General features: G+C 72.1%; 18 protein-coding genes and 1 other RNA gene. 10 read left to right on the forward strand and 9 right to left on the reverse strand.

Annotation, left to right across the window (positions count from 1 at the left end; translation table 11 throughout):
* Positions 1–74: 74 nt before the first annotated feature.
* Together ACZ4SA_RS33755 and ACZ4SA_RS33760 are read right to left on the reverse strand one after the other, a co-directional pair.
* Positions 75–713: a response regulator gene (locus tag ACZ4SA_RS33755; protein WP_468281740.1), complete on the reverse strand. Its 639-nt coding sequence runs from the start codon at positions 711–713 to the stop codon at positions 75–77.
* A gap of 4 nt (positions 714–717) precedes the next feature.
* Complete coding sequence (locus ACZ4SA_RS33760) at positions 718–936, reverse strand: ATP-binding protein (RefSeq protein ID WP_468281742.1); 219 nt, start codon at positions 934–936, stop codon at positions 718–720.
* Positions 937–1,378: 442 nt separating this feature from the next.
* On the opposite strand from ACZ4SA_RS33760, the gene ACZ4SA_RS33765 reads away from it, so the two are divergent.
* Genes ACZ4SA_RS33765 through ACZ4SA_RS33775 form a run of 3 tightly spaced genes read left to right on the forward strand, consistent with a single transcriptional unit; the run spans position 1,379 to position 4,372 of the window.
* Positions 1,379–2,269, forward strand: a complete 891-nt coding sequence (locus ACZ4SA_RS33765) for a MaoC/PaaZ C-terminal domain-containing protein (protein ID WP_468281744.1) — start codon at positions 1,379–1,381, stop codon at positions 2,267–2,269.
* Between the two features lie 30 nt (positions 2,270–2,299).
* Complete coding sequence (locus tag ACZ4SA_RS33770) at positions 2,300–3,376, forward strand: Zn-dependent alcohol dehydrogenase (RefSeq protein ID WP_468281746.1); 1,077 nt, start codon at positions 2,300–2,302, stop codon at positions 3,374–3,376.
* A gap of 42 nt (positions 3,377–3,418) precedes the next feature.
* The gene (locus ACZ4SA_RS33775; protein WP_468281748.1) at positions 3,419–4,372 is read left to right on the forward strand and encodes a 3-oxoacyl-ACP reductase; all 954 of its coding nucleotides are present in this window, start codon (positions 3,419–3,421) and stop codon (positions 4,370–4,372) included.
* A gap of 557 nt (positions 4,373–4,929) precedes the next feature.
* Here ACZ4SA_RS33775 and ACZ4SA_RS33780 read toward each other — a convergent pair.
* Positions 4,930–6,255 carry a hypothetical protein gene (locus tag ACZ4SA_RS33780; protein ID WP_468281750.1) on the reverse strand — a complete coding sequence of 442 codons (1,326 nt, stop codon included), beginning with the start codon at positions 6,253–6,255 and terminating at the stop codon, positions 4,930–4,932.
* Between the two features lie 184 nt (positions 6,256–6,439).
* Here ACZ4SA_RS33780 and ACZ4SA_RS33785 point away from each other — a divergent pair, with 184 nt between their 5' ends.
* The 5 genes from ACZ4SA_RS33785 (at position 6,440) to ACZ4SA_RS33805 (ending at position 11,697) form a co-directional block, all read left to right on the forward strand.
* Positions 6,440–7,477 (forward strand): ABC transporter substrate-binding protein, encoded by a 1,038-nt coding sequence (locus ACZ4SA_RS33785; RefSeq protein ID WP_468281752.1) that lies wholly within the window; start codon positions 6,440–6,442, stop codon positions 7,475–7,477.
* 128 nt (positions 7,478–7,605) lie between these two features.
* On the forward strand, positions 7,606–8,445 hold the full coding sequence (locus tag ACZ4SA_RS33790; RefSeq protein WP_468281754.1) for a Nif3-like dinuclear metal center hexameric protein: 840 nt from the start codon (positions 7,606–7,608) through the stop codon (positions 8,443–8,445).
* Positions 8,442–9,185, forward strand: a complete 744-nt coding sequence (locus ACZ4SA_RS33795; RefSeq protein WP_468281786.1) for a zinc ribbon domain-containing protein — start codon at positions 8,442–8,444, stop codon at positions 9,183–9,185. The genes ACZ4SA_RS33790 and ACZ4SA_RS33795 overlap by 4 nt, the downstream gene beginning before the upstream one ends.
* The gene (locus ACZ4SA_RS33800; RefSeq protein ID WP_468281756.1) at positions 9,185–10,477 is read left to right on the forward strand and encodes a bifunctional RNase H/acid phosphatase; all 1,293 of its coding nucleotides are present in this window, start codon (positions 9,185–9,187) and stop codon (positions 10,475–10,477) included. Before ACZ4SA_RS33795 ends, ACZ4SA_RS33800 begins: the two co-directional genes overlap by 1 nt.
* 365 nt (positions 10,478–10,842) lie before the next feature.
* Positions 10,843–11,697, forward strand: coding sequence for a GNAT family N-acetyltransferase (locus tag ACZ4SA_RS33805; protein ID WP_468281758.1), 855 nt, complete (start codon positions 10,843–10,845; stop codon positions 11,695–11,697).
* 12 nt (positions 11,698–11,709) lie between these two features.
* Here the strand turns inward: ACZ4SA_RS33805 and eda are convergent, their stop codons facing one another.
* Positions 11,710–12,336 (reverse strand): bifunctional 4-hydroxy-2-oxoglutarate aldolase/2-dehydro-3-deoxy-phosphogluconate aldolase, encoded by a 627-nt coding sequence (gene eda, locus ACZ4SA_RS33810; RefSeq protein WP_468281760.1) that lies wholly within the window; start codon positions 12,334–12,336, stop codon positions 11,710–11,712.
* 60 nt (positions 12,337–12,396) lie between these two features.
* The gene (gene yaaA / locus ACZ4SA_RS33815; RefSeq protein WP_468281762.1) at positions 12,397–13,197 is read right to left on the reverse strand and encodes a peroxide stress protein YaaA; all 801 of its coding nucleotides are present in this window, start codon (positions 13,195–13,197) and stop codon (positions 12,397–12,399) included.
* Between the two features lie 113 nt (positions 13,198–13,310).
* Between yaaA and ACZ4SA_RS33820 the strand changes: the two genes are divergently transcribed.
* Complete coding sequence (locus ACZ4SA_RS33820) at positions 13,311–14,750, forward strand: RNB domain-containing ribonuclease (protein WP_468281764.1); 1,440 nt, start codon at positions 13,311–13,313, stop codon at positions 14,748–14,750.
* Here the strand turns inward: ACZ4SA_RS33820 and ACZ4SA_RS33825 are convergent.
* Together ACZ4SA_RS33825 and ACZ4SA_RS33830 are read right to left on the reverse strand one after the other, a co-directional pair.
* Positions 14,737–15,567, reverse strand: coding sequence for a hypothetical protein (locus ACZ4SA_RS33825; RefSeq protein WP_468281766.1), 831 nt, complete (start codon positions 15,565–15,567; stop codon positions 14,737–14,739). The two genes, ACZ4SA_RS33820 and ACZ4SA_RS33825, sit on opposite strands and share 14 nt — an antisense overlap.
* Positions 15,564–16,355 (reverse strand): MerR family transcriptional regulator, encoded by a 792-nt coding sequence (locus ACZ4SA_RS33830; protein ID WP_468281768.1) that lies wholly within the window; start codon positions 16,353–16,355, stop codon positions 15,564–15,566. Before ACZ4SA_RS33830 ends, ACZ4SA_RS33825 begins: the two co-directional genes overlap by 4 nt.
* Positions 16,356–16,432: 77 nt before the next feature.
* Here ACZ4SA_RS33830 and rnpB point away from each other — a divergent pair.
* Positions 16,433–16,843: RNase P RNA component class A (rnpB, locus tag ACZ4SA_RS33835), an RNA gene on the forward strand.
* 79 nt (positions 16,844–16,922) lie between these two features.
* On the opposite strand, the gene ACZ4SA_RS33840 is transcribed toward rnpB, so the two are convergent.
* Together ACZ4SA_RS33840 and ACZ4SA_RS33845 are read right to left on the reverse strand one after the other, a co-directional pair.
* Positions 16,923–18,188, reverse strand: coding sequence for a nucleotidyl transferase AbiEii/AbiGii toxin family protein (locus ACZ4SA_RS33840; RefSeq protein ID WP_468281770.1), 1,266 nt, complete (start codon positions 18,186–18,188; stop codon positions 16,923–16,925).
* The gene (locus tag ACZ4SA_RS33845; protein WP_468281772.1) at positions 18,188–18,802 is read right to left on the reverse strand and encodes a type IV toxin-antitoxin system AbiEi family antitoxin domain-containing protein; all 615 of its coding nucleotides are present in this window, start codon (positions 18,800–18,802) and stop codon (positions 18,188–18,190) included. Before ACZ4SA_RS33845 ends, ACZ4SA_RS33840 begins: the two co-directional genes overlap by 1 nt.
* Positions 18,803–19,358: the final 556 nt, after the last annotated feature.

The raw sequence follows: 19,358 nt of genomic DNA on the forward strand, positions 1-19,358 counted from the left end.
GAGATGTCTCTCCGCCCTTTCGAGCGGCCACTGGCCCTCCTCGGACTCAGCTGACCAGCACCGCCCCCAGAACCTCAGACTTTGCAATCACCCTGCTCGCGGACCGCCTCGATGCGGTTGCGGGTGCCTGTCTTGCCGATCGCCGACGACAGGTGGTTCCGTACGGTCGACTCCGACAGGTGCAGCTTCACGGCGATGCCGGCGACCGTCGCCCCGTCCGCCGCAGCGCCCAGCGCATCGCGTTCCCTCGCCGTGAGCGGGTTCGGCCCCGCGCCGAGTGCCGCCGCGGCCAGCCCCGGGTCGATGACGGTCTCGCCCGTCAGTACGCGCCGGATCGACTGCGCCAGCTCCTCCACCGGCCCGTCCTTGACGAGGAATCCGGCCGCCCCGGCCTCCATCGCCCGGCGCAGGTAGCCCGGCCGGCCGAACGTGGTGAGGATCAGCACCCTGCAGTCGGGGACCTCCCGCGCCAGGTCGACGGCGGCATCCAGGCCGCTGCGGCCCGGTAGTTCGATGTCCAGCAGGGCCACATCGGGCCGGGAGACGAGCGCGGCGTCCACGATCTCGTCCCCGCGACCCACCTGCGCCACCACTTCGATGTCCGGCTCCAGGCCGAGCAGCAGTGCGAGGGCGCCCCGCATCATGCCCTGGTCCTCCGCGAGCAGGACACGCACGGACTTCGCGGGTCTGTGATCGCGGGGCATCTCGTACATGAGCTCAGGCTACGGCCGTGACCGGCAGCTCGGCCGTCACGCGGAACCCGCCGCCCGGCAACGGGCCCGTCCCGAGCGTGCCGCCCGCCGCGCCGAGCCGTTCCGACAGGCCGCGGAGACCGCTGCCGCCGGCCGCCCCCGAGGCGTCGGGGCCGCGGCCGTCGTCGGTGACCGTAAGGCGGGCGTGCTCCTCCGTGCCCGTCAGCGCGATCATGCAGGTCACGGCGACGACGCTACGGACCGGGGAGCCGGCCCGGCAGATGCACACGTACGGGCTGGGCGATGACAAATGTCCTGCCCGGTGCGGAGCCGGGAACGCTCGTGCGTACGCGGCGCGGCAGCAACAGTCGTCCTCGCGGTCCGACGGCGGCGACGCCGCCCGGCTCGCAGGCGCCGAGGGCCCGGGCGATCGGGAAGCACGGGAGCTGACATGCCGTCAGTCGTCTTCACAACTTCCGGAGGCCGCGCTATACATAGGGCCATCGGCCTAGAACGCGTTCTAGAACGGGCTCGCCCGGCCGGTCACGTACGACCTCGGTGCGGCCGACGGTGCGGACGGCCGTGCCGAGGTCCCCACACCGAGGTCTTCACACCGAGACCCGCACCGAGGTCTTCACACCGAGACCCGCACCGAGGTCTTCCATCCCTCGAGGAGCAGCAGCCCCATGCCCATTGACGTCGCCAGGGCCGTCGCAGCAGAGCCCCGCCCCACCACCATCGCCTGGGACCACAAGGACATCCAGCTCTATCACCTGGGCCTCGGCGCGGGCCGCCCCGCCACCGACCCCGACGAACTGCGCTACACCCTGGAGTCCAGGCTCCACGTGCTGCCGGGCTTCGCCACCGTCGCCGGGGCCGGCATGGGCGTCGTCGGCGGAATGTCCGCGCCCGGCCTCGACATCGACCTCGCGTCCGTGCTCCACGGCAGTCAGCGCGTCGAACTCCACCGCCCGATCCCCGTCAAGGGCACGGCCACCTCCCGCTCCCGGGTCGCCGCCGTGTACGACAAGGGCAAGGCCGCGGTCATCGTCCTGCGCACCGAGGCGGCCGACGACGACGGGCCGCTGTGGACCTGCGACGCCCAGCTCTTCGTACGCGGCGAAGGCGGCTTCGGCGGTGAACGCGGCCCCTCCCAGCGACTCGAACTCCCCGCCCGTCGCCCCGACCGGACCGTCGAGCGGGGGATCCGCGAGGACGCGGCCCTGCTCTACCGGCTCTCCGGCGACTGGAACCCGCTGCACGCCGACCCGGAGTTCGCAAAGCTCGCCGGGTACGAGCGGCCGATCCTGCACGGGCTGTGCACCTACGGGATGACGCTGAAGGCGGTCGTCGACACGCTTCTCGGCGGCGACGTCTCCCGTATCCGCTCGTACGGCACGCGGTTCGCCGGAGTGGTCTTCCCCGGCGAGACGCTGCGCATCCGGATGTGGATCGGCGACAGCGGCGGTGAGGGTGATGGTGGCGGCGGCCGTGTCCAGGTGTCGGTCACCTGCGCCGACCGGGACGACGCACCCGTACTGGCCGACGCCGTCGTAGAGCTCGTCGAGGACAAGTAACAGCCCGCCTGCCTGCCGAAGGGACCCGTCATGCGCGCCGCTGTAGTGCACGAGATCGGCCAGGACAAACTCGAAGTCCTCGACGACGTCGAGGCCGTCGGATTCGGCCCCGGCAAGGTGAGGATCCGGGTCCGTGCGACGGGCCTGTGCCACTCCGACGTCTCCGCGATGAACGGCGTACTGCCGCAGCCCGCGCCGTTCGTCCCCGGCCACGAGGGCGCCGGCGAGATCCTCGATGTCGGGGACGGGGTGCAGGGCATCGCGGTCGGCGACCGGGTACTGATGTGCTGGCTGCCGGCCTGCAGGGTCTGCCCCGCCTGCAGACGCGGCCAGACCCAGCTGTGCCTGGCCGGCTTCATGAACGCGGGCACCCCCAACTTCCGCAGGCCCGGCGGCGACGTCTTCGGCTTCGCCGGCACCGGCACCTTCACCGAGGAGGTCGTCGTCGACGCGGGCTGCGCGGTGCCGATACCCGACGACATGCCCTTCGACATCGCCGCGCTCATCGGCTGCGGCGTCACCACCGGACTCGGCGCGGCATTCAACACCGCAAAGGTGGAAGCCGGTTCGTCCGTCGCCGTCATCGGCTGCGGCGGCGTCGGCATCTCCGCGATCCAGGGCGCGAAGCTCCAGGGCGCGGCACAGATCGTCGCCGTCGACCCCGTGGAGTCGAGGCGCGAGGCCGCACTGCGGTTCGGCGCCACCGAGGCCGTCGCTCCCGACGCCCTTGCCGACGCCAAGCAGCGCATCACAGCCGGCGAGGGCTTCGACTACGTCTTCGAGGTCGTCGGCAAGTCCGCGACCGCGCGCACCGCCTACGAGACGACCCGGCGCGGCGGGACACTGTGCATCGTCGGCGCCGGCGCGATGGACGACAACCTGCAGCTCAACATGTTCGAGCTGTTCTTCGACGAGAAGCGGATCCTGCCGTCGATGTACGGCGGCGGCGACGTGCTGCGCTCCTACGAGCGTGCCATCGCCCTCTGGCGGGCCGGCCGGATCGACCTGGCGGGCCTGATCACCCACCGGGTGTCGCTGGCGGGGATCAACGACGCGCTGGACCAGATGCGCAGCGGTGAGGCGCTGCGCACATGCATCGAGCTCTGAGCTCTGAACGCCGTCTGCGGCGGATCTCCGAGAGGACTGTGCATGCCACACACCCCTGAGGGCCCCCTGGCCGGCCTGAGCGCGATCGTCACGGGCGCGGGCCGCGGCCTCGGCCGGGCGGAGGCCCTGGAACTGGCCCGGCTCGGTGCGGCGGTCGTCGCCAACGACTACGGGCAGCCCGGTCGCGACGGCTCCGGCGAAGCGTCCGCCGCACCTGCGGAGGAGGTCGCCGCGGAGATCCGGGCGGCGGGCGGCCGCGCCGTCGCCCACCTGGGCGACGTCGCGGACTTCGAGACGGCCCGCGCCCTGGTCGGCACCGCTGTGCGCGAGCACGGCAAGCTCGACATCCTCGTCAACAACGCCGGCATCCTGCGGGACCGGATGATCTTCTCCATGAGCGAGGCCGAGTGGGACGCGGTGATCCGGGTCCACCTCAAGGGCCACTTCAACACCACGCGCTTCGCGGCCGCGCACTGGCGCGAACGCTCGAAAGAGGCAGGCGCGCCGGTCTACGGCCGTATCGTCAACACCTCCTCGGAGGCGTTCCTCGCCGGCTCGGCCGGCCAGCCGAACTACGCGGCCGCCAAAGGCGGCATCGTCGGCCTGACCACATCGACAGCGCTGGCACTCGCGAAGTACGGCGTCACGGCGAACGTCATCTGCCCCCGCGCCAGAACCCGCATGACGGAGGACGTCTTCGCGGGCTTCGCGGAACCGGACCCGGGCCATCTCGACGCGCTGTCACCGGAGCACGTGGCACCGCTCGTGGGCTACTTGTCGTCGCCGTCCGCCTCGGCCGTCAACGGCCAGTTGCTGGTCGTGCACGGCGGCATGGTGGCGGTGGTGGAACGGCCCCGGGTGGCGGCGAAGTTCGACGCGTCGAAGGAGACGTTCAGCTTCGAGGAGCTGGCGGGCGTGCTGGGCGCGCACTTCGAGGGGCGGCCGGCGGGGGAGACGTTCGGGGCGGGGGAGGTGCTGGGGCTGAAGCGGGGGTGAGCGTGCGGCGGCGGGCGCCGCACACGCCGGACGGGCTGGGAACCGCGACGCCGCCGGGCTTCGCCCTCGCGCTCGGGATTGCCGCTCTGCGGCAAGTCAGCCCCGGCGCAGGCGGCCCCGCCGGCGCCCCGGCGCCGGGGAGGGCCCCACCCCGCCAGGCGTGCGTCGGGGCGGAGCCCCCCCCGCACACCGGTCACCGCACACCGTGCGGAGCGCGGCACGGGTCCGGGCTTGCCCCGGTTCGGGAAGGGGGTGGGGAACAGCTCCGCGCAGCGGCCCCTCCGCAGCCCTCAACCCCCGTCCGCCGTCGACGGCCTCCGGTGCCGCCCCTGCGCCGGCGCCGACGAGTCGTCCCGCGCTGCCGCACCCCCTCGGTGTTTGCCGCCACCGCCACCGTTGCCCCGCCCCCCACCCGCAGGCTGCGGACGCGCGTGGGTCGTGTCGGTTCGGGCTTCAGACATGTGGGAAGTCACCCCGTTGTGTTCGCTGCGTACGTGTGTCGCAGGGCGCCCGGCCACCTCTGCGGAACCGTGACGCGGTAGCCCCGGCCCGTGAGTCTAACCACGGGCGCTGCGGCCGCTGAGCGGCGCCTGCTGCAAGGGAACCGGCCTGCGCACAAGAGGACTCCGAGAGCCCGCGTATGGTTCCCCACCTGCGGCTTCCGATTGTGCCGGTTCGGTGGTCGTCCCGTGAGCGAAGGTTTCTGCAGGCTTCGTCGCGAAGAGCTCGGAGGCCGCCGCACGAGCCACCCCGCACGGCATCGACTCCGTGGTGTAAGGGAGTTGCAGCACACCGTCCCGGCTCCACATGCCCGCCCCGGCCAACCATCCTGAGGGTGCGGCCAGTTGGTGGAGTTGACGGCCCGAGGGGCGCCAGACCCCCACCCAGCTGCCCGCCGCCCCGTCGATCCGCAGGGCCACCGAGCAGCTCTCCGGCGTCAGGAGCTGGCCCGGCTGCACGGCGAACGGCGTCACCAGTGCGTCCGGCAGGCGCAGGCTCTCCGGGAAACGCACCGGCCGCAGGCTGCCCAGAACGCCCCAGCCGAGCCGGTCACCGCCGGGACCCGGCGCGTTCGAACGGATCAGCAGCAGGCCGCTGTCGGCGTCCGCGAGGAGCAGCCGGTCGTCGCTGTCCTCCGTGATCTGCAGCAATGGTGTCACCTCGCCGCCCCGTGCCAGGTCGACCGCGACCGCCTTGACCGGGCCGCCGTCCGGATGCCGGCGGTCGAGTGCGAGCAGCCGCCCCGTACGGTCCAGCCAGGTGCCGCCCGAGCAGCGCCCCGGCACGTCGGCGAGGTGCTCGGGCCCGAGGGCCCCGCCCGCCACCAGCCAGATGCCGGTCGAACGCTCGCCCGGCACCAGGGCGTAGGCGCGCATCCCGTCCGGCGAGGGCGGCAGCAGCCGCAACTCCTCGGCGGTGAGCGCCCCGAGAGGCAGCTCACCGGTCGCCGGCCCGGTCGGGTAGAGCAGGGAGAGCGTGTGGCGCTCCGCGACCCGTCGGCGGATCAGGACCCGCCCGTCGCTCAGCGGCAGTACCTCCGCATCGCGCTCCTCGGGCTGGTTCAGCGGCAGCGCGACCGCGTACGGCTCGGGCCCGTCGAGGGTCCAGCGTTCCGGGTACACCGCGTCGCCCGTACCGGCGAGGCGGGCTCCGTACGTCCCGTCGGCGGTGATCGTGAACCCGGTGCCCGCCGCGGAACCCACCGCACCGCTCGCCGCGGCAGCCGCAGCGGAACCCACCACGGCATCCGCAAGCGCCGCCGTCTCCCCGGCTTCGGGAACCGAAGCGTCTCCCGGGACCTCCGTGCCCCCCGCGCCCTCCGTACCTTCCGTGGTCGCCACCGCCCCGTTCTCCGCGGCGGTTTCGATGGCACAGGCTGTCATCGATGCCTCACCTCCGGCCACCGAAGCTAGGTATCGCACTTCCTGCCGAACAACACGAGACACGTCTCTTCACACATAAGGGTGGCGATGCCCCGGTTTGCATGAGAACGGGCGGGCGGTTGTGCTCGGAGTTGCGGCAGTGCTTAAGGTAAGGCACCCCTAAGTCCCGGATCAGGAGCACGTCATGCCCCTTCGCCGTCGCGGTCCCGCCGCCACCGCGGTCGCCCTTGCCGCCGCCCTCTCCCTCGCCGCCTGCGGAGCCGGGGGCGATGCCGGCAAGGACGCGGACGCGCCGGCCGGCGACAGCGGCAAGAAGGTTGCCCAGGGCGGCAAGGAGTTCGGCGACGCGGCGGAGAAGACCGCGGCGATGGGCACGGACGCGCGACCCGGCCAGTTCCCGCGCACCATCACCCACGCCCTCGGCAGGACCGAGATGGAGAAGGCGCCCGAGCGGGTCGTCGTCCTCGACGTCGGCGAGCTGGACAACGTCGCCTCCCTCGGCGTGCAGCCCGTCGGCTACGCGCCCACCGAAGGCGACGACGGCATCCCCGGCTACCTGAAGAAGGAAGCCGGCAACCCCAAGAGCGTCGGCACCGTCAACAGCCTCAACCTCGAGGCCATCGCCGCCCTCAAGCCCGACCTGATCCTCGGCAGCCGGCTGCGCGCGAGCGACAAGTACAAGGAGCTGTCCCGGATCGCCCCCACGGTCTTCTCCATCCGCCCCGGCTTCACCTGGAAGGAGAACTACCTCCTGAACGCCGCGGCCCTCGACAGGACCGAGCAGGCGAAGGCGAAGCTCGCCGCGTACGAGAAGAAGGCGAAGCAGCTCGGCACCGACCTCGGGGAGAAGAAGCCGACCGTCACCATGCTCCGCTACATGCCGGGCAGGATCCGCCTCTACGCGCAGGCGTCCTTCATCGGCACGATCCTGCGTGACGCGGGCGTCCCGCGGCCGGCGAACCAGCAGATCGAGGACCTCGCCGTCGAGATCAGCCCCGAGAAGATGGACCAGGCCGACGCCGACTGGATCTTCACCGGCGTCTACGGCGACCCGTCGAAGACCAAGCGGGACACCGCCGAGTCCAACCCGCTGTGGAAGGACCTGAAGGCCGTCAGGGCCGGGCAGGCCGAGGACGTCCCCGACGAGACCTGGTACCTGGGCCTCGGCGTCACCGCCGCCGACGAGGTTCTCGACGACCTGCGCGGCCACCTCGTCAAGTAGCGGCAGTCTCTTCCGGCGCCGCCTGGTCGAGCAGGCGGCCACCTGTCCAGCGGCCGCCCCGGCCGGCGGCTGCTTCTTTCAAGCAGGGGCAGGCATCGGAGACGGGCGGGGCAGGTAGCCTTTGCTGCGTGCCCCGTCTGTCTGAAGTCATCGCCGCGCTCGACGCCCTCTGGCCCCCCGAGCGGGCCGAACAGTGGGACGCCGTCGGCACCGTCTGCGGAGACCCCGACGCCCGGATCACCCGTGTGCTGTTCGCCGTCGACCCCGTACAGGACATCGTCGAAGAGGCGGTGAAGCTCGGCGCGGACCTGGTCGTCACCCACCACCCGCTCTATCTGCGCGGTACGACAACGGTCGCCGCCGGCCACTTCAAGGGCCGCGTCGTGCACACCCTGATCAAGAACGACATCGCCCTGCATGTCGCGCACACCAACGCCGACACCGCCGACCCCGGCGTCTCCGACGCCCTCGCCGGCGCGCTGGACCTCCGTGTCGTACGGCCCCTGGTGCCCGACCCCTCCGACCCCAGCGGGCGACGGGGCCTCGGCCGGATCTGCGAGCTCGACCACCCCGGAACGCTGCGAGAATTCGCCGCCCGCGCCGCGAAGCGCCTGCCCGCCACCGCGCAGGGAGTGCGCGTCGCCGGCGACCTCGATGCGCCGGTGCGCACGGTCGCGGTCAGCGGCGGCTCCGGCGACAGCCTCTTCGAGCAGGTACGGGCCGCAGGCGTGGACGCGTTCCTCACCGCCGACCTGCGCCACCATCCGGCGTCGGAGGCCACCCAGCACTCACCCCTCGGGCTGATCGACGCCGCGCACTGGGCCACCGAATGGCCCTGGTGCGAACAGGCCGCGGCGCAGCTCGACGCAATCTCCGACCGGAACGGCTGGGACCTGCGGGTCCATGTGTCGAAGACGGTCACCGACCCCTGGTCCTCTCACCACGATTCCTCTGGAGCCCCCAACTGAACGCCGCGCCCGCCGACCAGATCCGACTCCTCGACGTCCAAGCCCTCGACATGCGCCTGTCGCAGCTGGTGCACAAGCGCAAGTCGCTGCCCGAGCACGCCGAGATCGAATCGCTGAACAAGGACCTCACGCAGCTGCGGGACCTGCTCGTGGCCGCGCAGACCGAGGAGAGCGACACCGCCCGCGAGCAGACCAAGGCGGAGCAGGACGTCGACCAGGTACGCCAGCGCGCCACCCGCGACCAGCAGCGCCTCGACTCCGGGGCCATCACCTCGCCCAAGGACCTGGAGAACCTCCAGCGCGAGATCGTCTCGCTCGCCAAGCGCCAGGGCGACCTGGAGGACATCGTCCTCGAGGTCATGGAGCGCCGTGAGTCCGTGCAGGAGCGCGTCGCCGAACTGACCGAGCGGGTCTCGTCCGTGCAGAGCAAGGCCGACGCCGCGATCGTGCGCCGGGACACCGCTCAGGCGGAGCTCGACGCGGAGACCGCGTCCGTCACCAAGGAGCGAGAGGTGGTCGCCGGAACCGTCCCCGCGGACCTGATGAAGCTGTACGAGAAGCTCCGCGTCCAGCAGGGCGGGGTCGGCGCGGCCCGGCTGTTCCAGCGGCGCTGCGAGGGCTGCCGGCTGGAGCTGAACATCACGGAGCTGAACGAGGTCCGCGCGGCCGCGCCCGACACGGTGCTGCGCTGCGAGAACTGCCGCCGCATCCTCGTCCGTACGTCCGAATCGGGGCTGTAGTGCCTGCACCGCGCGAGTTCGTCGTCGAAGCAGACGGCGGCTCCCGGGGCAATCCCGGCCCCGCCGGATACGGCGCGGTCGTCCTCGACCCGGTCACGGGCGAGACGCTCGCGGAGGCCGCCGAGTACATCGGAGTGGCGACCAACAACGTTGCCGAGTACAAGGGCCTTGTCGCCGGTCTGCGAGCGGCCCGTGCCCTCGACCCCGAGGCGGTTGTCCGCGTACGGATGGACTCCAAGCTCGTCGTCGAGCAAATGTCCGGCCGCTGGAAGATCAAACACCCGGACATGAAGCCGCTCGCCGCCGAAGCCGCGCGCGTCTTCCCGCGCTCGCAGGTCACCTACGAGTGGATCCCGCGCGAGCGCAACAAACACGCGGACCGGCTCGCCAACGAGGCGATGGACGCGGGCAAGCAGGGCAAGCAGTGGGAGCCGTCGCGCTCCACGGCGGCACTCGACGCGCGTGACGCCGAGGCGGCCCGCGTGGTGGGCGACGCGGCGGCGGGTGCGGCGAAGGCACGTGCGGCGCTGGGGCGGCCGGCGGCGGGCCCGTCCGCGGCGGTCGCGGCGGGGCCCGTGGGCACGCTGGAAGCGACCGAGCGGCCTGTGGTGGCGGCTGAGCCGGCCGCCGAGGCCGCCGTGGAGGTCGGCTGGGCCGCGCCGGACCTGGGGGTGCCCGCGACCTTCGTCCTGCTCCGGCACGGCGAAACGGTCCTGACCCCCGAGAAGCGCTTCTCCGGCAGCGGCGGCAGCGACCCGGTGCTGTCGGCCGTGGGCCGCCGCCAGGCCGAAGCGGTCGCCGCGTCGCTCGCGGCGCGCGGCACGATCCAGCACATCGTCAGCTCGCCGCTGCGCCGCTGCCGTGAGACGGCGGACGTGGTCGCGGCGAAGCTCGGCCTCGACGTCACCCTCGAAGAGGGCCTGCGTGAGACGGACTTCGGCGCGTGGGAGGGCCTGACGTTCGCCGAGGTGCGGGAACGGTACCCCGACGACCTGGACGCATGGCTGGCCTCCCCGAAAGCGGTCCCCACGGGCGGCGGCGAAAGCTTCGCGACGGTGGCGCGCAGGGTCGCGGCGACCCGCGACAAGCTCCTGTCCCGCCACCAGGGCCGCACGGTCCTCCTGGTCACCCACGTGACCCCGGTCAAAACCCTGGTCCGCCTGGCGCTGGGGGCCCCGCCGGAGTCCCTGTTCCGCATGGAACTGTCGGCGGCGTCGTTGTCGGCGGTGGCGTACTACGCGGACGGGAACGCGTCGCTGAGGTTGTTGAACGACACGTCGCACTTGCGGTGAGGTGGGGGCGGGCGCGGGGGTTGTTCCCCTCCCCGCCCTCCCCCTACGCCTGGCGGCGTGGATGGTACCCCCATCCCGGAACCGGGGGCCCCGGACCCCGTACCGTGCTCCGCGCGGTGTCCTCAATCGCCGGACGGGCCGACTTCGCCGGCCTCGCTGGGGGTACTCCCCCTATGCCTGGCGCCGTGGGAGGCGCCCCTCCACCGCCGCCGGGCCGTAGGGGGAGTTGAGGCGCGGGGTGCGGGGCGGAGCCCCGACGAGACCTGCAAGGTCCTGCCCCGCCGGCGTTCGAGGCGCGGGGTCCGGGGACTGCCTCCCCGGAAAAGACCGCGCGGCCGCGCCCACCTCGTAGCACCATCACCCCCATGACCTGGCACCTCACCCACGACGTCCACGAGTTCCGGCGCCACACCGACGCCTACCTCGCCGCCGACCCCGTCGGCAACACCGGCCTGTTGACCGTCAGTGAGACGGTCCGGCGCCACGGGCCCGACGCGTACGGGGACGAAGGCGGGCAGCCGCCGTGGTTCGGCTGGTGGCGGGAGAGCGGGACGGGCCCCGTGGAGGCCGCCTTCGTCCAGACGCCCCCGCACCCTGCCCTCTTCGGGCCGATCCCCCACCACCACGCCCGCGAGCTCGCCCGCACCCTGCGCGCCGCGGGTGCCACGGTCGCAGGCGTGAAGGGGGCGGACGGCAGCGCCCAGGCGTTCGCGGACGAGTGGGCCGGCGAGGGCCGGTGGACCGTGGCCGTGCGGCTGCGGTTGTTCCGGCTCGGCGTGCTGTGCCCTCCGGAGCAGCCGCCGCCCGGCACGGTCAGGCGGGCAACCGCCGCGGACGTCGCGCAGGCGGCGGCCTGGATGACGGGTTTCGCCGCGGACACCGGGGCGAGTACCGAGACGGATTACACCGCGAACGTGTCCCGCCGCATCTCCGGCGGCGGCCTGTATCTCTGGGAGGTCGACGGCCGGCCCGTGTCCATGGCCGGCCACTCGCCGATGCTCGCGGGCCAGGCACGGATCGCGCCCGTCTACACCCCGCCCGATTTTCGCGGTCGTGGCTATGCGGGCGCGGTGACCGCCGCGGCCAGTCGAGGCGCGCTGGACGCGGGCGCCGAGCAGGTGCTGCTCTTCGCGGACGTCGCCGATCCGACCGCCAACGGTGTCTACGAGCGCCTCGGTTACCGCCCGCTCGCCCCCTATGTGGAGCTGGATTTCGACTGAGCGCAGGGAAGTTCAGGGCCGCGCGGGCCCGAGCTGCGCCGCCTCCCGTGCCAGGGACTCGACCCGTGCCCAGTCACCGGCCGCCAACGCGTCGGCGGGCAGCATCCATGTGCCGCCGATGCAGCCGACGTTCGGCAGGTCCAGGTACGACGGGGCCGACGCGCGCGTGATGCCGCCCGTCGGGCAGAAACGTGCCTGGGGGAGGGGGCCCGCGAGGGACTTCAGGTATGGCGTGCCGCCCGCCGCCTCGGCGGGGAAGAACTTCATCTCGTCCACCCCGCGCTCCAGCAGCGCCACGACCTCCGACGTGGTGGAAACGCCCGGCAGGAACGGCACCCCGGATGTCTGCATCGCGTCCAGCAGCGAGTCCGTCCACCCGGGGCTGACCAGGAACCGTGCCCCCGCCGCCACCGACCCGGTGACGCCCTCAGCCGAGATCATCGTGCCCGCGCCGACGACCGCGTCCGGCACCTCCGCAGCGATCGCCCGGATCGCGTCGAGTGCGCCCGGGGTCCGCAGCGTCACCTCGATCGCGGGCAGGCCGCCCGCGACGAGGGCGCGCGCGAGCGGCACGGCGTCGGCGGCGTCGTCGATGACGACGACCGGAATGACGGGGGAGAGGTCGAGCACGGAAGTCATGCGCCGATCCTGCCCGGGGCATGCATCATCCACAACGAGCGTTGCGCATCGCGCAACGTGTCAGTGGATCTCCGACACCACGACGTCCAGCCCCCACGTCTTGCCGCCCTTCGCCGGGGCCTGCGCCTCGACCACGTGACCGAGGTCCCGCAGCGCCTCGACCAGGGCCTCCGGCGTCTTCGGCGCGGCCCCCGACTCCAGCAGGCTCCGTACGATCCGGCCCTTGGTCGCCTTGTTGAAGTGGCTGACCACCGACCGCTTCTCGACCCCGTCGACGACGTGCGAGTGCAGCACCCGCACCGTCGCCGTACGCTCCGCCACCGCGCCCTTGGGCTTCCATGCCGCCGCGTACGCGGACGAGCGCAGGTCCAGCACCAGCCCGTTCCCGGCGGCCTCCGGAACGACCGACTCCATCGGGCCCCGCCAGTACGCCCCCAGTGCGCCGAGCCCCGGCAGCTTCACGCCCATCGAGCAGCGGTACGACGGGATGCGGTCGCCGATCCGGACCGCGCCCCACAGCCCGGAGAACACCAGCAGCGACTGCCGGGCCCGTCGGCGCGCGGACGCGTCGAGCGTGGCGAGGTCCAGCGCGTCGTACAGGACGCCGGTGTAGATCTCACCGGCCGGCCGGGTCCCCGCCGTCCGCAGTTCCACGTTCTTCGCGATCTCGCCGCGCAGCCCCTCGCTCAGGCCGAGGACCTGCTGCGCCTTTGCCTCATCGGCGGCGCACAGCTCCACCAGCTCGTCCAGCACCGCGGACCGTGCTTCCGCCAGCCCCGGCAGCGACAGCGACTCGGGCTTCAGCGGGGCCCCGCGACCGGAATCGGCCTTGCCCTCCGACGGCGGCAGCAGCACAAGCACGGCAGGTCTCCTTCGTACGGACACGGGGTGGGGGTGCGGCCCCGCGCCAGAGTACAAAGGCCGCCCCGCCCCGCCGAAATGCCACCACCCCAGCCGCGACCTACGCTCGGTCCATGCCCCGCCGCCACATGAAAGCGACCGGCGCAGCCGAGGCCCCGCTGCGCGCCGCCCTGCGTGAGCTGCGCACGAGGCTCGACGTGCCGGGGGACTTTCCGGAGGCGGTCCTCGCGGAGGCAGAGGCGGCGGCGAAGGCGCCGAGGCTGCCGGAAGAGGACGCGACGGACATCCCCTTGTTCACCATCGACCCCCCCGCCTCCGTCGACCTCGACCAGGCGATGCACCTCTCCCGCCGCGACGGCGGCTTCCGGGTCCACTACGCGATCGCCGACGTCGCCGCCTTCGTCACGCCTGGCTCGGCGCTGGACGCGGAGGTCCACCGGAGGGTGCAGACGCTGTACTTCCCCGACGGGAAGGTCCCCCTCCATCCGCCCGGTCTCTCCGAGGGGGCAGCCAGCCTGCTGCCCGGCCAGAGCGCCCCCGCGCTGCTGTGGCGGATCGACCTCGACGCGGAGGGGCGCACCGTCGGCACCGACGTGCGCCGGGCGCTCGTGCACAGCCGGGCCAGGCTGGACTACGAAGGAGCGCAGCGGCAGATCGACACCGGCACGGCGGAGGAACCGCTGGCCCTGCTCAAGGACATCGGCACCCTGCGCGAGGCGCTCGAGGTCGAACGCGGCGGGATCTCCCTGAACGTCCCCGAGCAGGAGGTCACCGAGCGGGACGGCGGGTACGTCCTCGAGTACCGCGCACCGCGCCCCGCCGACGGCTGGAACGCGCAGATCTCCCTGCTCACCGGCATGGCCGCCGCCGGCCTCATGACCGCGTCGGGCACGGGCATCCTGCGCACCCTGCCGACCGCACCCGACGGGGCCGTGGCGCGGCTGCGCCGCTCGGCGCAGGCGCTGCGCGTCGACTGGCCCCACCACGTCTCGTACGCCGAGCTCGTCCGCTCCCTCGACCCGCGCGAGCCCCGCAGCGCCGCCTTCCTCCAGGAGTGCACGACGCTGCTGCGCGGCGCCGGGTACTCGTCGTTCACCGGCGGGGTGCTGCCCGTGCCCGCCCTCCACGCGGCGGTCGCCGCCGAGTACACCCACTGCACCGCGCCGCTGCGCCGGCTCGTGGACCGCTACGCGGGCGAGCTGTGCCTGGCCGCCGTCGCGGGGCAGGAGCCGCCGGGGTGGGTGACCGCCGCCCTGGAGACCCTCCCCAAGGAGATGGCCGAGGGCGGCCGGCGCGGCAACACCGTCGAACGCGAGTGCCTCGACATCGTCGAAGCGATCGTGCTGCGGGACCGGATCGGCGAGACGTTCGACGCGGTCGTCGTCGACGTGGAGGAGAACGACCCGGCAGCCGGCACCGTCCACCTCGAGGACCCGGCTGTGGTGGCACGCGTCGAAGGCGGCGCGGGCGCGCTGCCGCTGGGGGAGCGGCTGAGGGTGCGGCTCACCGAGGCCGACCCGGGGCGGGCGAAGGTACGGTTCACGCCGGCGTGACCGGCGCGTTCGCCGCGCGCTCCCCGCTCGTCGCCTCCCGCAGGGCCTTGGCGAAGGCCCGTGCGTCGTCGGCGTGCACCCGCACGGTGCCGACCGGCCGCTCCCCGCCCAGCAGACCGACGTGGATCACCGGCTCGGACAGCTCCAGCATCACCGACGTCTGCGAGGCGACCTGCAGATCAAGGACGTCGTCCTGTCTCTCGTGGGTGAAGCGCAGCTCGTAGCGGACGTCGGCGATCCGCTCCAGCGGGATCAGCAGGTCCACGTGCCCGGCCTGGCGCAGTCGCAGCGTCTGCGCCGACAGGACGTGGGGGCGCGTGACGGAGGCGGCCTGGAGGCCGAGCATGAACAGCACCGTGTAGACGTCCACCACGAGCAGCACGGCGTGCACGGCCGGCCAGTGCCTCAGCAGATACGACACGGCCACGGTCTCCACGACACAGACGAGCGTGAAGCCGTACATCAGTGCCGCCTGATCACGGGCGTGCCCGAAGGGCCGGTCGCCCGGGCCGACACCGTGGCGCCGCCGCGTGACCCAGAGCCACAGGCTGTACAGCAGCCGCAGTTCATGCCCCACGAGCCGCAGCACGGGCACGGGCACCAGCTCGGACACCGCCTCCCGCCGAGTCACCCCCCTTCTGCGCAGCCGCAGATACGCGACCCCTTCGGCGGCGAGCAGCAGCGCCATGGCGGCCTCGGCGACGGTGAGCGCGGCCATCGGGACGCCTACCCCGCCCACCAGGCACATCGCGAGCAGCGCCTCCGCGGGCAGCACCGCGTACGCGACCGCCCGCAGCACCTTCAGCAGCCGGTTCACCGGGCACGCTCCACGACCAGCTCCAGGGCACGGGTCACGACGGCGGCCTGGGCGGGGGCGAAGTCCGCGAGGAAGGCATCCATGAAACCGACGTCCGACGGGCCCGGCGCCTCCCCGGTGTCCAGGCGGGCCGCGACCTCGTCGGGCAACATGTCGGCGAGCGTCCGCGCCGCCTCCTCGACCCGAGGATCAGCCGGGTCCACCTCCGCGAGGGCGTCGAGCTCCTCGTACAGCGCGTACGCCCGGTCCATGGCGCCGGGCGCCTCCATCACCCGTCGCATCTCCGTCATCAGGCGCTCCTGCTCCTCCTGCGGGGCCACGGTGTCGATCAGAGCCAGCAGCTCACGGTCCTTGGAGGCGATCGCCGGCTCCGGCCCCGGCCGGCCGGCGGAGGCGCGCGCCATGTCGGCGAGCAGCGCACCCAGCTGCGGCGACACCGGCCCTTCGGCGGGCAGTTGCCCGCTCCGGGCCTGCTCGAGCAACGGGGTCAGCCGCTCCCGCCGCTCATGGATCAACGCCTCCTGCCGCCCCAGGTCGGCATCGAGCTCCTCCAGCACCTCGACGAGATCGCGGCCCTTGTCGTCGGCGAGTACGTCCCGGACCTCGTCGAGGCCGAGCCCCAGCTCGGTGAGCCGCCGGATCCGCGCCAGGAGCACGGCATCACGGACGGTGTAGTCCCGGTATCCGTTGCCCCGGCGCACCGGCTCGGGCAGCAGCCCCAGATGGTGGTAGTGCCTGACGGCCCGCGTGGTCACCCCGACGAGCGCGGCGATCTCTCCGATTCGCATGGCACCCAGTAGAAACGTTGACGCTGCGACAAGGTCAAGCCGGTCGCAACGGCAGGTAGCATGGTCGACACGGCAGACGAGCCGGGCGGGCGGCCGCGTGAAGATCGGCAACGATCTTCCCGAGGAACGTCCGGGCTCCACAGGGCAGGGTGGTGGGTAACGCCCACCCGGGGTGACCCGCGGGACAGTGCCACAGAAAACAGACCGCCGGGGACCTCGGTCCTCGGTAAGGGTGAAACGGTGGTGTAAGAGACCACCAGCGCCTGAGGTGACTCAGGCGGCTAGGTAAACCCCACCTGGAGCAAGGTCAAGAGGGGCCGCCTCTCGCAAGAGGGCGGTCCTGCGCGGACGTTCGAGGGCTGCCCGCCCGAGTCCGCGGGTAGACCGCACGAGGCCGGCGGCAACGCCGGTCCTAGATGGATGGCCGTCGCCCCGACGACCGCGAGGTCCCGGGCGCACAGAACCCGGCGTACAGCCCGACTCGTCTGCCATCACCTGCGGCTTTGCTGGGAAAGGGCCTCTGACCTGCGTCGGAGGCCCTTTCCGATCTTTCGGGGGCTTGCCGCGTCAGGCGGCGAAAAGTCCCTCGGAACTCCCTCGGGCAGCGCTGAAAGTCCCTGAGAAGTCCCTGGAGCGGAGGGGCGGATGACGTCTCTGAGCTGGTTCGGGTCGATGGGACACACGCTGTCGCTCTATCCCGCAGTTTGCAACTGCCGTGAGGTAGGAGGTGGTCTGCGGTGGAGTGTTCGTGGTCTGGGGCCGGTGTACTCGTAATGCGTAGGTCTCGGGTTCGAATCCCGAAGGCGGCTCCACTTGAGACCAGGTCAGGTGCCCTCTGACCTGGTCTTTTGCATTGGATCGCTGATGGTCGGTCAGTTCTTGTGGTGGCTGGATGTCCACGGGAGCGCGAGGGGAGCGCATTCGAGATCCGGAATCAGGACCATGTCCGGGTGGCTGCGGCCCATGTCTGTGTGGCGGCTTCGCCCGTGATGCAGGGATCCGAAAAGCGATGACCTGCTGCACGACGTCGGTGAAGCGTTCGGGGTGACCGTTCGCGGCAGTGCCTTGGCGGCGACGCCATGCGGCATAGGAGTTCTGGCGCTGCTCGGCGAGGTCGGTGATCGTGGTGCTGAGTGGCTTGAGGGTGATGCCTCGGTGGGTGGCCGTGGCGGTCAGCGCGGCGGCGAGTTCCCGGCCGTCGAGGTCGTTGAGGGTGAGCAGGCGGTAGAGGTCGGCGTAGTCGCGGTCGCGGGTGTTGAGGTCGCCGAGAGAGATGGCGGTGGTGAGTTTCTCGGCGATGACAGTGGCGAGGGGGTAGCCGAGGATCTGGAAGCTCTCCGAGGTGAGATGCTGCGGGTAGTTGATGGTTTGCGGGCCGGGGGTGACGGGGTCGCCGAAGCTGACGTCGAGCTGGAGCTTGAGACGGGCCCGTGCGATGGAGGCGGCCATCGACAGGCGCAGGCCGTGGTACTCGTCCTCTTCGCGGATCGGTACGGTCTTCAGTGTCGTTGGGTCGAAGGCGACGCCGTCGTCGGTCTCGGTTGCGGCGACGGCCGCGATCCTGTGGACGATCTCGGTTTCCTCGCCGGGGAAGGAACGGCCGAGGAGGTCGATGTCGCGGGTCGTGCGGCGAGCCCCGAACTGGGCGAGCAGCAGGCCGCCCTTGAGTACGAAGTGTTCGCGGCCGAGGGGTGAGATCGAGAGGCGGTAGAGGAACCGTTCGAGTACGTACTCGACCATGATCTCGTCGGTGGAGCGGTTAGTGCGGCGGGCCAGGTTGCGCAGGTTGTTGTAGACGCGCCCGGCGGTGGTGTCGCGGGTGGGGTTCGGCATCAGGCGAGCACCGCCTCTACGGCGGGGCGGATGGTGGACAGTGCATCCAGTTCGCGAGCGATGTCTTGGAGCTCGCGGGCGGCGCGGCGTCCGTCGCGCCGCAGGTAACGGCCGAGTGCGGACAGGGCCAGGGTCTGGCCGATGCGGTGGCGGTGGCGCATGGCGTCGACGACGCTGCGGGCGGCGTTGTATACGGGGATGGTTTCTCCTGGGGCTGCTTCGAAGTGTTCGACGCCGAGGGTGAAGGTCTGTGCGGCGTACTGGGCGACGGTGGTGGGCGGGTAGGAGATCGTGGGGCGGCGGGTGCCGCGGGGCACGGCGATATACACGGCCGTGGGGATGTCGTCGATCAGCTCATGCAGGGCGAGGGCCGACTCGCCGCAGACGACGGCATGGGGCGCCCGGATACATACGGCCAGGAGGTCGGCGTGAGCGGTCTCCGGTGCGTCCGCTTTTCGGTAGACCCCGCGGGAGAGGTCGTCGATGGCCCCCTCGCCGACCAGGGTGGCGAGATCGCGGGAGGAGAGTCGGGCCTGGTGTGCTTGCGCTGTGGTGAACGTGGGGGGCAGGTGGGTCAGCCGCTGTGAGCGGCTGGGGTCTTTCATGGCTGTCATGCATTGAATCGTACCCCTCCATGAGGGTGATGGGTGCGATTCGATACATTTGGCGCTGGCTGTCTCGGCATCGGCGCTTACCGTGCCTGTTCCTGCGGTCTCCGGCTGAGGGTGAGGTTCCCTGTCGGGAGTGGCCGAACAGGACGGCAGAGGTGTGCAGGGCTTGGGCTGCCAGGTGCGGATCCTTGAGTGCGGTCCGGTCAGGGTGGCCCCAGGAGTGCTTCTTTCGCGGCCTTGTTCTGCCTCTCGCCCAGGGCCCGCAGTGTCTGCAAGGAGGCGCCTTCCGGGTCGGACCTCGGGTGTGCTCGATGAACCGCGGGAGGTTCTCCGTCGGGACGAGGAGGCTCTCGGTGGCCTCAACGCCGGATCCGCACCTTCCCTGCGGAGAGGTTGCACCCCACCGAAGTCCCACAGCGTCCCGACCGTCATGCGCATCGCAGCGGGGGGGGGGGGGGGGGGGGGGAGGGGGGGGGGGGTGGGGGGGGGGGGGAGGGGGGGGGGGAGGGGGAGGCGGGTCTTCTCGCCGCCGGAGAGCACGCCGGCCGGCTTGTCCACG

The sequence above is a fragment of the Streptomyces sp. NPDC027962 genome (assembly GCF_055566095.1).